Origin of the sequence: Prevotella sp. ne3005 (assembly GCF_900110085.1) — a bacterium.
Lineage (GTDB): Bacteria > Bacteroidota > Bacteroidia > Bacteroidales > Bacteroidaceae > Prevotella.
Window position 1 is genome coordinate 255,855 of record NZ_FOCK01000001.1, and the last position, 14,436, is coordinate 270,290.

Annotated in this window: 8 protein-coding genes; 4 read left to right on the forward strand and 4 right to left on the reverse strand. The window is 51.8% G+C overall.

Going from position 1 to position 14,436, the window contains the following annotated elements; all coding sequences use genetic code 11:
- Positions 1–79 precede the first annotated feature (79 nt).
- Complete coding sequence (locus BMY16_RS01025; protein ID WP_091838847.1) at positions 80–4,120, forward strand: two-component regulator propeller domain-containing protein; 4,041 nt, start codon at positions 80–82, stop codon at positions 4,118–4,120.
- Here the strand turns inward: BMY16_RS01025 and cysK are convergent.
- Together cysK and BMY16_RS01035 are read right to left on the reverse strand one after the other, a co-directional pair.
- Positions 4,117–5,064, reverse strand: coding sequence for a cysteine synthase A (gene cysK, locus BMY16_RS01030; protein WP_091838850.1), 948 nt, complete (start codon positions 5,062–5,064; stop codon positions 4,117–4,119). The genes BMY16_RS01025 and cysK overlap by 4 nt on opposite strands.
- 117 nt (positions 5,065–5,181) lie before the next feature.
- Positions 5,182–6,366, reverse strand: a complete 1,185-nt coding sequence (locus tag BMY16_RS01035) for a dicarboxylate/amino acid:cation symporter (protein ID WP_091838853.1) — start codon at positions 6,364–6,366, stop codon at positions 5,182–5,184.
- A gap of 159 nt (positions 6,367–6,525) precedes the next feature.
- Between BMY16_RS01035 and BMY16_RS01040 the strand changes: the two genes are divergently transcribed.
- From BMY16_RS01040 to BMY16_RS01050, 3 genes are all read left to right on the forward strand, one after another.
- Positions 6,526–7,254, forward strand: coding sequence for a tRNA threonylcarbamoyladenosine dehydratase (locus tag BMY16_RS01040; protein ID WP_091838855.1), 729 nt, complete (start codon positions 6,526–6,528; stop codon positions 7,252–7,254).
- Between the two features lie 12 nt (positions 7,255–7,266).
- Positions 7,267–8,667, forward strand: coding sequence for a histidine-type phosphatase (locus BMY16_RS01045; protein WP_091838858.1), 1,401 nt, complete (start codon positions 7,267–7,269; stop codon positions 8,665–8,667).
- A 71-nt stretch (positions 8,668–8,738) separates the two neighbouring features.
- A complete protein-coding gene (locus BMY16_RS01050; RefSeq protein WP_091838860.1) occupies positions 8,739–9,815 on the forward strand; it encodes a DUF4421 family protein in 1,077 nt (358 codons plus the stop codon).
- 7 nt (positions 9,816–9,822) lie between these two features.
- On the opposite strand, the gene BMY16_RS01055 is transcribed toward BMY16_RS01050, so the two are convergent.
- Together BMY16_RS01055 and BMY16_RS01060 are read right to left on the reverse strand one after the other, a co-directional pair.
- Entirely contained in the window at positions 9,823–11,175 is a 1,353-nt protein-coding gene (locus tag BMY16_RS01055; RefSeq protein WP_091838863.1) for a cation:proton antiporter, read from the reverse strand.
- A 491-nt stretch (positions 11,176–11,666) separates the two neighbouring features.
- Positions 11,667–14,345: a DUF5686 and carboxypeptidase-like regulatory domain-containing protein gene (locus tag BMY16_RS01060; protein WP_170835960.1), complete on the reverse strand. Its 2,679-nt coding sequence runs from the start codon at positions 14,343–14,345 to the stop codon at positions 11,667–11,669.
- Positions 14,346–14,436: the final 91 nt, after the last annotated feature.

A 14,436-nucleotide genomic window follows, 5' to 3' on the forward strand; every position in this document is an offset into this window, starting at 1 on the left:
GCCCGATTAAACCTTTCTGTAAAAAAGCACCATAAATTCAAAAAATCATCGTATCTTTGCAGCATAAAATTACGACACTATGAGACTAAAAGAGAATCTTGCCGTAGCACTGGCTGCGTTTTTCAGTACGTTGATGATTGTTTCCTGTCAGCAAAAGGATTTGTGCGATGGGAGCAAGGATAAGGACGAGGAACATGGACTGGTGGTGGCTGGCGAACTATCTAACAGCCGCGTGCAGGACATCGAGGAGGATGCTACGGGTCAGCTATGGATTGCGACGTTCAGAGGACTGAACCGCTATGACGGACATGCGTATCACCAATATTTCTGCACGGAGGACTCGCTGGGACTGCCTGACAATAACGTGCAGGATCTGCTCAACGACAAGCAGGGACGGCTCTGGGTGGCGACAGTGAACGGCGTATGCCGATATACCAGACAAGACAATTTCGAGCGCATACCCATGCAGACGAGCAACCGCAACGCCCGTAAGCTGCTGATGGACTCGAAGGGACGCGTGATGGTCTACAACGGCACGGAGGTAATGGTTTACGACGAGCATCACCATATCTTCCTGCCTCGCATCAACCGTCAGCTGACAAACCAGTCTTGGGGCGACTTCTTCATCGACTCAAGCGACGACATTCTGCTGATTGGTTCTGAGAACCTGTTAATCTATAGCGGCAACGACTTTAAGCTACGCACGGAACTGAAGCACCCCGAGGGAGCTGGATTCTACTATTTCGCCATGCTGAAGAACGGGTTGCTGCTGTCGTCTGGCAACGGTACGTTGATGCTTTTCGACACGAAAGGCCGTCAGGAGGTGCCGTTAAATACAGAGATGAAGGCGAGGTTACTGAAGAACGGCAGCGTGGTACAGGCTGCCTGTCTGCTGGAAAACAACACCATCCTGCTGAACACCTCGAAGAATGGTCTCTTCGAACTGAACCTGCTCACCCACACACTGGTGGGCGAGGGCGAAGCCGGCTTTACCCTACCCGTGCCAGATGCCTACGTGACGCAGATTTTCCAAGACTCCAGGAAAAATATCTGGCTGGGCTCTTACGACAAGGGGCTCTTCGTAGACTACTATTATAAAGAGAAGTTCGGCGGCAGCGACAGCTATCTGAACCGAATGATCGAGAACTCATCGGTGATGGCCGTGGCTATAGACAAGCAGGAGAACCTCTGGGTATCGACGATGCTGAAAGGTGTGTTCGTGTATCATACTGCGACGCAGAAAGCCGAACAGATTGGGATTGAGGGACTGCCAGCTGGTGAGACAAAGAACGCCGTAAACCACATTTTCTGCGACCGCGATGGACTGTTATGGCTCTCGACGAGCAATATCGTGATGAAATGCCGATACGACGGGACGAGACTGAATATCCTCGGCCAGTGGCCCGTGCCGATGGCGATGGACATTGAGCAGACGGACGACGGTACGGTATGGGCCTCGACAGCATCGACTTATCTTTATGGGTTCCACCCTGGCAGCAGCGAGCCCGAGATGAAGCAGGCATTTAATGTGGACTATACCTTCATCCCCTCATTGCTGAAACTGAGTGACGGACAGATGCTGATATCAGCCTTCTATCAAAATATCCTACAGATGAATCCCACGACGGGTAAGCTGACACAGCTGGAGATACAGGACATGCAGAAGTGTATCCGCAGAAGCGTATATATCCCCACCAGCATGCATGAGGACAAGCAGGGCTATGTGTGGATAGGCACCGTGAGCAACGGATTACTGAGGTACGACATCCAAGCGAACAGGATGACGCGTATTGGCGGTCTCTCATGTTCTGACGTGGCGAGCATCGAGGAGGACTGTCAGGAGAACATCTGGATCAGCACCATGAAGGGGTTGAACAGATGGGACAGAAAGACAGGACGCATCACAACACTCTATAAGGCCGACGGCATTGGTGGCGATGAGTTCGTGGATCGTGCCTCGTGCCAGCTACCCAACGGCAGTCTGGTATTTGGCAGTACGGAGGGCATTACCATGTTCAACCCTGCCGACATCGACACCATCCGACAGATTCCACTGATATTCTGCGACTTGAAGATTCACAACCAACTGGTACGTCCTGCCGCAGAAGGTCCTATAGAGGCGATACTCGACAGTTGTCGTGAGGTGCGTCTGAAGCATCATGAGAACAGCTTCGGCATCTCGTTTACCGCCCTCGACTTCGGCGAATACGAACGCGTACATTATTATTATAAGCTCGACGGATTCGACAGCGAATGGATTGATGCGGGCAATGACCACTGGGCCAACTACGCCAACTTGCCCTCAGGCCACTACACCCTGCGCGTTCGCACCACCGACAGTGCTAGCGACGAGGTAGCTGGCGACGAGCGCTCGATCCGCATTGTCATCGAGTCGGCTCCTGCCCTATCGTGGTGGGCGTGGATCATCTATCTGGTACTGGCATCGGCCCTCGCGTGGTATCTCTATCAGAACGCCCATAGAGTGGTGATGGCACGCAGGGCAGCCCGTCAGGCACAAATGGAGAAGGAACAGGAAAAGCGCGTCAACGCGATGAACATGAGTTTCTTTGCCAATATCGCCCATGAGTTCCGTACGCCCTTGACGATGATCGCAGGGCCCGTCAGACAACTGTCAAAGAGCGGTTCACTGGACAGTGGTGAGCGTAATCTGCTGACTGTGGCCCAGCGCAGCATCCAAAGGATGTTTAAACTCGTGAACCAGCTGATGGATTTCAACAAACTGGAGAATGACACCCTACGACTTTGCGTGGAGCAGACCGACGTGGTGAAGGCGATGAACGACATCTGCGACACCTTTGAGTTTAACGCCCACGAAAAAGGCCTGACGCTGAACCGATTCGGGATGGAAGACCAGCTCATGGCTTGGACAGACAGTGACAAATTGGAGAAGATTGTGTCGAACCTGCTGTCGAACGCCCTGAAGTTTACGCCCCGTGGAGGCCATATCGACGTATCGTTGGATGTAGCAGACAATCAGGTGAAGGTGACCATTGCCGATACAGGCAAGGGCATCCCTGAGGAGCAGAAAGAGAATATCTTTAAGCGCTACTACCAGCTCGACAACCAGACGAAAGCAATCGTGAATTGGGGTACGGGCATCGGCCTCTACTACTCGCGCCGTCTGGCAGAACTACACCACGGAAGTCTGACGGCAGGCAATCGTACAGAGGGCACTGGTGCCGTCTTTACGCTCATCTATCCCATGAACGAGAGCGCTTATACCGAGGCAGAACGAAGTCTATTACAGGAAGACAAGACTCCCCCCACTTCAGCTATGGTCTTGGACTCCTTGTCCACATATTCCCCTGTCTCCCCGGAAAAGGACGACGACCACCGTCCGACCATCCTCGTCGTCGACGACGACACAGAGATCATCAACTACATGCGCATACTCTTCTCACAAGACTATAGGCTCATCACCTGTCTCGATGCAGACACGGCCCTTGAGGAGATGCGGGCAGAGGAACCCAACATCGTGTTGAGCGATGTGGCGATGCCAGGAAAAGACGGTTACGAGCTGTGTCAGGAGATTAAGCAGGACATCCAGCTAAGTCATATACCCGTAATTCTGGTGACGGCCAAGGTAACGGCCGAGAATCAGGTGGAGGGATTGAACGTGGGTGCAGACGCCTACGTGACAAAGCCTTTCGAGCCTGCCGTACTATCAGCTCTGATACAGAGTCAGCTGAAAAATCGCGAACGTGTGAGGCAATTATTGACCTCGAACACCAACTCCCAGCTTTCAGCCCTCAACTCTCAACTCGACAACGCCCTCTCCGAGCAGGACAAGCACTTCATGGAGGAACTCTACAAGCTGATGGAGGAAGAACTCTGGAACTCAGAACTCGATGTGACACGTATCACCAGACTACTGCTCATCTCGCGAACCAAGCTCTACTACAAAATCAAAGGACTGACTGGCGAGACACCCTCGAACTTTTTCCGTACTTACAAACTAAACCGCGCCGCGGAACTCCTGAAGAGCGGCAAATATACCGTCTCAGAAGTTTCCGACAAGTGCGGTTTCAGTACACAAAGCCACTTCTCTGTGGTGTTCAAGAAGCAGTTTGGCGTGACGCCTACGGAGTATAGGGGTTAAAGAGGATAATCCTCGAAGGCGTAGAGAACGGTAGAGAGATAGCGCTCACCCGTATCAGGCAGCAGGACTACAATCTTCTTTCCCTTGTTCTCTGGACGCTTGGCCACCTGGATGGCTGCATAGAGGGCAGCACCCGCAGAGATACCCACCAGCAGACCTTCTGACTGGGCCACCTCACGACCTGTGCGGATGGCATCGTCGTTTTCTACGTCGAACACCTCGTCGATCACCTCAGCATCGTAAGTCTTGGGAATGAAACCTGCACCGATACCCTGAATCTTGTGAGGACCGCTCTTGCCACCGTTCAAGACGGGGCTCGACTTTGGCTCAACGGCGATGATCTTCACGTTGGGGTTCTGCTCCTTCAGATACTTACCTGTTCCAGAGATAGTACCGCCAGTACCTACACCCCCTACGAAGATATCCACCTTTCCATCGGTATCACGCCAGATCTCCGGACCCGTAGTGGCATAATGCTTGGCGGGATTGGCTGCGTTCTCAAACTGCTGCAGGATGACAGCACCAGGGATAGAGTCGCGCAACTCCTCGGCAGCGCGGATGGCGCCTGGCATACCGTCTTTACCAGAGGTGAGGCGAACCTCGGCGCCATAGGCCTTCACAAGATTACGGCGCTCAATGCTCATGGTCTCAGGCATGGTAAGGATAAGATGGTAGCCCTTGACGGCAGATACCAGTGCCAGTCCTACGCCCGTATTTCCTGATGTGGGTTCGATGATGGTGGCACCGGGCTTCAAGATACCCTTAGCCTCAGCGTCCTCGATCATGGCGAGGGCAATACGGTCCTTTACGCTACCGCCGGGGTTGAAAAACTCTACTTTAGCAATAACCGGGGTCTCGAGACCCTTTGCCTGTGAATACTTGTTGAGCTCAAGAATTGGAGTGTTGCCGATGAGCTCAGTCAGCTGTTTTGCAATCTTTGTCATAATCTTATCCTTTTATAAATAAATAACTAAATGTTTCTGGGTGCAAAGGTAGGCTGTTTTTTCCACCTCCACAATACCGCGGGCGCGTTATTCGCATACCACAAACATGGTATTTTGCTATAAATCGTGGTTAGTCATGGCCACAACGCAGGAGTCCGACCATACATTTTCAGCCGTTTCCACCATATCTATAATAGTATAGATGGGCAGGATGACACCCAGGATGGCGACAGGAGCACCTATGCCCGACATCAGCGAGAGCGTCAGGAAATAGCAGCCCATGGGCACACCAGCATTACCTACAGCAGAGACGACGGAGATGAGAATCCACAAGAGGATGGTCGACCATGTAAGCGGTGTACCGCCATTCTGCATCACGAAGAGCGAGGTGACGAGGATAAAGGCTGCACAGCCGTTCATATTGATTGTGGTGCAGATGGGCAATACGAAGCGGGCAATATTCTTCTTGACACCCAGACGATTCTCAGCAGTATCCATCGTCACTGGCAGCGTGGCTGCACTGCTCTTGGTGAAGAGGGCCATCAGCACGGCGGGCATCATCCGCCCTAGCACATGGATAGGGTTCAGGCCTCGCGCCAACAGGAACAGCGGCAGCACAACGAAGAACTGTATCACATTACCACCCAGCACCACCAGCACATACTTGCCGATGCTGTCGGCTACGACACCTGCCGACACCTGGGCAGACAGCTGGGCAGAGAAAGCCACGATGCCAAGGGGCAGGGTCCAGATAAGGCCGCGAATCAGCAGGAAGAGCAGCTCCTGAAGTCCCAGCAGCCCCTTTACGACCACAGCCTTATTCTCGGATTCAGGCAACTTCGACAGTCCGATGCCGATGGCAAAGGCCAGCAGCAACAGCGAGAGCACATTGCCTTCAAGGAAAGGCTTGACGATGTTATTCGGTATGAGACCCATCAGATGACTGTAATAAGAGAGGTGTGGAGTATCGGCGGCAACCTCCTCACCCTGTCCGATAGCGTCAGCAGGCAGATTGCCAGGAGCCACCAGCACATAGAGCACCGCTCCCACTGCCGCCGCTGCAAAGGTCGTCAGAAGGGTGTAAGTCAACGTACGGCCAAAAACCCTGCCAGAGCCCTTCGAGCCGAATGTGGCAAACGTTGTGATGACCGCCAAGACGATTGTAGGCACGGCCAACAGCTGGAACAGTCGTGTGTAAACCACAGCCACAAACTCCATCGTCTGGTCGAGCCAATGCAGCCCTAACAGTCCCAATACCGCACCAACCACGAGTGCAGCTATCCATAATATCGTTTTTTTCATAATCCTCTTTTCTTTCGTTTTCGGGTGCAAAGGTACGAAAAATAGCGGAACAGGGAATACCAACAGTGAGGTATTATGCTAAAAAATGTATATGATTGGTGATTAGTTCTAAAATTAGTCGTACCTTTGCAGCCGTGAAAACCTTCACGAAGAGACCGTATGGCATTAGAACAAGCTATTTTCAGTAGATCAGAACTCTTGTTGGGTCAGGAAGCGATGGAGCGCATCGGCGAGAAGCGCGTCATCATCTTCGGTGTGGGCGGCGTAGGCTCGTGGTGCGCCGAGAGTCTGGTGCGCTCAGGAATCAAACATCTGACCATTGTCGATAGCGATACTGTATGTGCCAGCAATATCAATCGCCAGCTGATGGCCACCACGGAGACGATAGGACAAGTGAAGGTGGATGTGCTTCGCCAACGTTTGCTCACCATCAATCCCTCTGCTGAGATTACGGCTATTCATGAGTTCTTCACAGCCGAAACCGCCGAGAGCTTCCATCTCAACAGCTATGACTATATTATCGATGCGATTGACTCGCTCAAGGATAAGGCATTACTCATTCTAATGGCTTGCGAAACCAATGCCACGTTCTTCGCATCGATGGGTGCAGCCTTAAAGCTAGACCCTACACGCATCAAAATTGCAGAATTCTGGAAGATTCAAGGCGACCCCCTGGCTCGTGCCCTCCGCAAGCGTTTCAAGGTTCAACCGCAGGTCAAACTCCAGGGCCTGTATCCCTCGCGTAAGTTCCTGTGCGTCTATTCCGACGAACTCATCGAGCCCCAAGGCGAGGGCAAAGGCTCCCTCGTACACATCACCGCCATTTTCGGCAACATGCTGGCGGGACTGGTCATTCAGGATGCCGTCAAAGAACCACCTCTTTCTTAAAGATTGAACGATATGAAAAAATGGTTGATAATGGTAGCAGCAGCCATCATTGCTGCAACGAGCCTACAGGCTCAGACAGAACGCTCCGATGTCTTCAAGGCAAAGTATGAACTGAAAGAAGTGGTGGTGATGAGCCGTCACAACATCCGTTCGCCACTGACATCTGGTGGTGCTGCCCATATGAGGGTGACACCATACGAATGGTTTAAGTGGACATCACCCAGCAGCCAGCTGTCGCAGCGCGGCGGTGTGCTCGAGACAGAGATGGGCCAGTTCTTCCGTAAATGGGTGGTCAGCGCAGGCCTTTTACCCGATAACTACCGTCCAACAGACAACGAGGTGCTGTTCTATGCCAACTCGCGCCAGCGCACATTCACTACGGCGAAATACTTCTCAGCAGGTTTCCTGCCTTTTGCCAATGTGGAGATAAAACATAAGTACGACGAGGACAAGATGGATCCCGTGTTCAAACCCCAGTTCACAAAGATGAACGATCAGTATCGCCAGCAGATTCTTGCTGAGATGGAGGCTTTGCATGGCGGTCCGGAGGCATGGATGCAGAGTGTACAGCCCACGCTGACCCTGATGGAGGAGGTGATAGACATGGCCCACTCGCCTGCTGCCGCCAACGATACGACCCATTTCCGCTTCGACGATATGCAGTACAAGTTGGAAAAGGACGACGAGCCCAAGATGTCGGGCGGCTTCAAATTGGCCTACAGCGTGTCGGATGCCCTCGTGCTTCAGTGCTTTGAGAGCGAGAACATGGCGGCCTTTGGTCATGAACTGACAGAGGAACAATGGCGCGCCATCTGTCATGTCAAGGAGGTGCACGACGGTTTGCTCTACTCCACTCATAGTGCTGCTGTCAATCTGGCCTATCCCCTGGTGAGCCTTATCCGTGAGGAGCTTGCCAACGTCAATCGCAAGTTCACTTTCCTCTGTGGTCATGATGTCAATCTGACATCTATCGGAGCAGCCTTGCGTCTGAATCTTCCGGAGACAGAGCATGCATTGGAGGTGCGCACGCCCATCGGTTCGAAGCTCGTCTTCGAGAAATGGAGCGATGGCAGCGAAGACTATGTCGCCATCAATCTGGTCTATCCGAAATACACTCAGATGCATGCCCGCTCACTGCTCTCGCTTGAAGAGCCTCCGATGGTTCAGTCCGTCACGATCGAGGGTCTGACAGCCAATAGCGACGGGCTCTACCGTCTGACAGACCTCGACGCCCGTATGACTGAGGCGATGGCAGAATACGACGCCATCGAGGATATGCCGACAGCTGTGACCTCTGCTACTCGCACCGTCACTACTGGTGAAGAGCGTTCCTATACGCTGAGCGGAACACCTGCCAATGCTTCTACCCGTGGAATAGTGATCAGCAATAATAAGAAAATCATCAGGAAATAACGTTGGCACAAGTCACCAAAACAATCTTTATATCGGTTGTATTTCTTTGCCTGAATTTCTGTGGGCAGACGATGGCGCAAGGGAAACTGGTTTCTCTTGTCAATAAAGTGGGTACCCTTCTCGACTCCATGGCCGTCAAGGGTGTTGACCGCAGCTATATAGGTGCCCCCGAGAAGCCCTGGCAGGTTATCCTGAGAGGCAATGTGAGCCAGACCATCGTGAGTATGAAGTCCCAAGGGGATATGGCAGGCGAAGAATACAGTGCCAACCCGCACTTGAAGACCACTCCTTCGCAGTATGTCGGCCTGTGGGCAGGATATAGGGGCTATGGTCTGGGCTACACGTTCAACGTTGGCGGCGACAAAGGTAGCTATTTCACGATTGGTGCCACGGGAGGCTCCTATGGCATCAATGTGCGCATCCACTCGTTTGAAAACAGCACCCCGAACTTCAATCTGAACAGCAGCCTTATATCAGAAGAAGACCTGGACACATGGCAAGAAGTGAAGCTGATAGACCCTATCCACGTGAAAACGATTATCGCCGACGGATACTATATGTTCAATGGCAAGAAATTCTCCTATGCGGCAGCCTACGACCAGTCGGTGATACAGAAACGCTCGGCGGGTTCGCTGATGGCCGGACTCATGTACAACTACACCGACATCGACTATGCCTCAGACCTTAATGGCGACATCATCTATGCGATGGAAGGACTGGGCCGCATGAAACTATGGCAAGGCAGTGTTGGTGTAGGCTATGCATACAACTGGGTACCGGCTCGCGGTCTGCTCATCAACATCCTCGCCATGCCCATGCTCACCTTCGTCAACAAGCTCAAGGCCTATGCCTATGAAACAAACGTCGAGACACTGATGGAAGCCCCCATCTTCTGGGACCCGGACATCTCCAACGAAGACTGGGATAAGTGGTTCTATGGGAATCTGCATATAACCCCCATAGGTGATAAGACCTTCAACAGCGGACTCAGCATAGGCTTCGATGCCCGCATGTCGCTAACCTATAGCTTTGGGCGCTGTTTCCTCAATGCATACGGGCAGTTCAACAATATCCGTTATCATCACAACAGCACCAAAGGTTATCTGAACGACTGGTTCATCAACACCTCCTTTGGCGTACGGCTATAACCTGCAGCTAATTTGCCTTTTCATCGTGAGCACTCATGTTCTTGATAAACAGATTGACAAGATGCTTCATGATAAAAGTGTTCCTGACGGCATGTCGAACCTTTTCTGCAAATGACTTCGTGTCGCCGGATGGCGTAGCCGCCTCTGCCTCTGCTGCTGCCACTTGCTGCTCACGCTGGTCGATCTTAGCACGTAAGCCCGCTGGGGCGTGATTATAAAGGAACGTATAGCATGGCACAGCAGCCTTCATAATATAAGGTGTGAGGAAGGTGGTCACCACACTGGATGCCACGATGATAGGATAGATCACGGGATTGAGAACGCCCAGGCTGGTACCCAGCGAAGCGATGATGAACGAGAACTCGCCAATCTGGACGAACGAGAAACTAGTGAGCATAGAGTCGCGCATGGTCTGACCGCCCCACCAGCAACCCAAGGTAGCAAAGAGAATCATTCCGATGATAATGACCAGGCTGACATAGGCGATGCTCACCCAATATTCCGCCAATGAAGCCGGGTTGATCAGCATGCCCACGGAGATGAAGAAGATGGCAGCAAAGACATTCTTGAGCGGTGTCATCAGCTTTTCGATACGATGCGACTCCACCGTCTCGGCAAGGATGGAACCCATCACGAAAGCACCGAGAGCGCTGCTGAACCCTGCTTCCTCAGCCGTCAGCACCATACCCAGGCACAGACCCAAGGCGAGGATGATAAGCGTCTCGTCATTCAAATGTTTCTTCACTTTGCGTATCAGTGTCGGGATAATCAGAATGCCGCAGATGAACCATGCCGCGAGGGTAATAGCCAGATCGATGACCTTGCCTACCAATTCGGCACCCTCGAACTGATGGCGGATGGCTATACTGGAGAGCAATACCATCAGGACCACAGCCACCACATCCTCAACGATGAGAATGCTGGTGGCGCCCTTCACGAAACGCTCCTTTTTCAAGCCTGCCTCATCAATAGCCTTCATCACAATCGTGGTGCTCGACATACAAAGCATGCCTGCCAAGAAAAGGGAGTTGACCATATCCAATTGGGCATCCTTGCCCACGGCATAGCCAAAGAGCATCATACCACCGATGATAGTCAACGCACCGATTGCTGCCACCTTGCCGCTGCTGATGAGGTTCTTGAGGCGGAACTCCAGGCCGATGCAGAACAACACAAACAGCACGCCGATGTCGCCCCATGCCTTGACGTTTTCCTCATTCACCCAAGTCCCTCCAAACAGATTGGGGCCTACCAAGACGCCGGCAACGATATAGCCCAGCACCACAGGCTGCTTTAACAACTTAAACAGAATACTGACTACAGCTGCTGTAATCATCAAAACGTATAAATCTTGTACCATACTTAATATTTATAGAATTATTGTCTTGAAAGTGTCATAAAGACTGTTTACGATGCAAATATACTAAAAACATCCGACATATTTGCATTTCCGCCCACCCTTTAATATTTTTTGTCTAAAAACTTGTCATCTCGAGCCCCCCCTCCCCTGACAGGCTACGCTCACGTCTGTAAAAACTCCGTCTTTCTCCGATGGTTTCCCGTGAGCTGCGCAATCTCCAACGAGGTCATGTGCTGTGCCACATTCTGGAAGAGTTGAAAGGGCAAGACAGATGGTAAAAGTGAAAAACGAAATGTACCATTTGTACCATGTACCACGTGTACCACCAAGGTAGTTTATCTTATAATAGTTTAGACGGAGCAAAGGCTCGGTTTACTCGGAGTAAAGCTGGAGTTTACTTGGAGGAATGATGAATAAGAAAGAGACGTTGAAGCGGACATGGGTATATAGACAAAGAGTAATCCCCGCTGATTGGCGGGGATTATTGTTTGTTAGAATGTGGTGCGGATCATGAAACGGAAACCGTGTTTGTGGGCGGTGGGGAGCTCGTTATAGTTCAAGCGGCGCACGTACTCCACATGGATGAGCTTGAAGATGTTGTGAATGCCCAACGACATTTCCATGTAAGGCCGCTTGGAGTCGATGACATAAGAGCCCTCGGGGAAGTACATCAACAACGGCGAACCAGCGTTCTCTTCAAGGAGGGGGTTGTTCTTGTCCGTCAAGTCACCCCAGAGGATGCGGAACCCGATAAACTCGCGCCACTTAAGCTTCTTCAACAGCGGGATGCGGTTCAAGATCTTACCATTCAGGTCCCACCCGATGTTACCTGAGAGGAAACGGTCGGTGGGGAACTCCATGTTGTTGATGGAGGAGAAGGTGAAGTCCTGCAGGATATAGGAGAGGTTGGTCTCTGGCATGATGAGGAGCGGATAAGGCACTTTCTCCCACTGGAGACCACCCTTGAGCATGATGTCGAGCTTACCCCATGACTTGAGCCAGAAGCGCTTGTAGATAGAGGCTTCGGTGTAGTTATAGCTGTAGTCGCTGCCCAGGACACCCTTGATGCCAAGGGTATGGCTGAGGGTGAAGACAGGGGCATCGAGGTTGATGCGCACACGACGCTGCTTGGTGTTGATGAAGCTCTCGCCAGGGGCAAAGCGCAGCTGGGCAAAGAGTTCTGTTGTACGGAACTTTCGGGAGGCCACAGGAGCAAGGTTAGCTGTAATAAAGCCATTGCCCTCGAACATAGGCGCCACGGGATGACTCCAGTTGGTCCACAGACTGCGGTCGGAGCTCTCCGACAAGGGGATATAATATAGTTCTCCAGCGGCCTCGTTTTCTTCAGTCTTCAGACGCACGGTGGTGCGGAAGCCCCAGTCTTCCTCACGTTCGAAGGTGAGCGACTGACGGTTGTAGAAGAGCATCTTGTCGACCTTAGACCACTTGAAGGCCGTGAACACATTATCCTTATCGGTATGCATGAACTTGTCGGAGGGTGACTCGATGTCGTAGCTCGACGAGAAGGTGAGTGTGCGCATGGGGAACTCACGGGGCAGGTATTCCTTCTTGTTGAACGACCAGATGACATCACCTTTATAATACATTTTCTTCGATCCCCAGCCTCGGGCAATATAGCCACGGAAGAAGAAGTTGGAGTCGAGGTTGGCCGTAGTCTGCGCTGAGAGTCGTGTACGGAGACCATCGATGAAGTTGGACGTCACAGTGGTGTTAATAGGTCCTAAGTCAACCTTCGAGGGATGCTTCTTGGAACCCGTCTCGACAAAGTTCTCAATGAAAGCCTTGAGTACAAAGATGATGTACTTGAAGCCCTTGATATTTTCAATATTACTGATAAAGTTGCCCATGGAGCTCTCGCTCTTTGTGAGTTCCACCTGACGGTACTGCGCCCAGAAGTCGTCGCCACGCATCATGGCATTCGCATCCTTCACCTCCTTTTTCTTTCCCTTGAAGAGCTGACGGGGCAGTTCGTCGAAGGCATAGTCGGTAAGACGGGTATTGCGAATCACGGCAAAGGTGTTGAGGAAGCTGGCGAACTTCAACTCCGTAAAGAAGTCGTCGACCGTGAGCACCCAACCACCATCGGGCAGCTGACTGAACTCCTGAACAATCTGCATGTTCTCCACGAAGTTGACATCGCTCTTCTTGGGGATGGTCATCTCACAGCGCTTCACCTGCCACGAGCTGTCGGCCAGGATATAGAGATCGCCACGGAAGCCGAAGTCCTGCTGGTTGTTGGGCAGGAAGTGGAGATGGAAGCACTTGTCGCCGTTCACCATCAGCGTGTCCTGGATATAATAGCGGTAGAAGGCTATGGCATCCTTTCCGATGGGCGAGGTGAAGGGATACTGCAGCATGCGGATCTGGTCGTCGTAGATATTGACATCAGTAAAGATGTCCTTGATCACCGTATTGAGGATGTCACCCGTCTGGATCAGGTCGTTGATACCCGTGGAGTTCATACCCTTGATGATGGTCTTCTCGTCGTGGGGCTTCTTGCGATAGATCTTCTGCGACACCGTCTCATCCACGCTGACGGGCAGGATGAGCTTGTTGTTGTAGGGGCAGGGCTCTATCTGGTCTACAAGCCACTGGCGCTTCTTGAACTTCGGCAAGGAGTCGAGTTCCTCGGCTTTGAAGTCGTTGAGGGCCAAGGTGATTTTCTGATACTTATTATACTGGTAGAAGTCACGATTCGACAGGTCGGTGAGTTTCTTGGCAGCCACCACCTTCTTCATCATCTCTACGGCAGGGTTGTTCTTACGACTATAGCGTCCACGCTTGGCTTTGACCGTCACCTCCTTCAGCACTTTATTATCCGGCTGCAGACGCACCCTGACGATGTTCTTGGCAGAGGCATTGACCAGAATGGTCTGCGACACATAGCCGACGGCAGAGAACGTGAGATACCACCCGTTATGACGGGCAATGGAATAGTTGCCCTCGATATCCGACACCATACCGATGTTGTGGCCCTTATACTGGCACGATGCAAAGGGAACGGGTTCGCCTGTTGTGGCATCGAGAATCTGACCTGTTAAAAGGTGAGGATTCTGGGCAAGGGCAATGGAATATTGAAAATTGAAGATTGAAGATTGAAAAAAGAAAAACGTAAACGGGAGATGGAGAATGAACAATAAAACGACCATTCTCTTTACCAGCTGCATGCTACATTTTTTTTTGTTACCTTTTATATTTATATTCATCCTAATCTTCAATTTTCAATCTTCAATCTTCAAT

Excerpts from the sequence above, each read along its gene's own strand:
- BMY16_RS01025 (WP_091838847.1), top strand. The coding sequence starts at position 80 with ATGAGACTAAAAGAGAATCTTGCCGTAGCACTGGCTGCGTTTTTCAGT.
- BMY16_RS01045 (WP_091838858.1), top strand. The coding sequence starts at position 7,267 with ATGAAAAAATGGTTGATAATGGTAGCAGCAGCCATCATTGCTGCAACG.
- BMY16_RS01040 (WP_091838855.1), top strand. The coding sequence starts at position 6,526 with ATGGCATTAGAACAAGCTATTTTCAGTAGATCAGAACTCTTGTTGGGT.
- cysK (WP_091838850.1), bottom strand. The coding sequence starts at position 5,064 with ATGACAAAGATTGCAAAACAGCTGACTGAGCTCATCGGCAACACTCCA.
- BMY16_RS01060 (WP_170835960.1), bottom strand. The coding sequence starts at position 14,345 with ATGGTCGTTTTATTGTTCATTCTCCATCTCCCGTTTACGTTTTTCTTT.
- BMY16_RS01050 (WP_091838860.1), top strand. The coding sequence starts at position 8,739 with ATGGCGCAAGGGAAACTGGTTTCTCTTGTCAATAAAGTGGGTACCCTT.
- BMY16_RS01055 (WP_091838863.1), bottom strand. The coding sequence starts at position 11,175 with ATGGTACAAGATTTATACGTTTTGATGATTACAGCAGCTGTAGTCAGT.
- BMY16_RS01035 (WP_091838853.1), bottom strand. The coding sequence starts at position 6,366 with ATGAAAAAAACGATATTATGGATAGCTGCACTCGTGGTTGGTGCGGTA.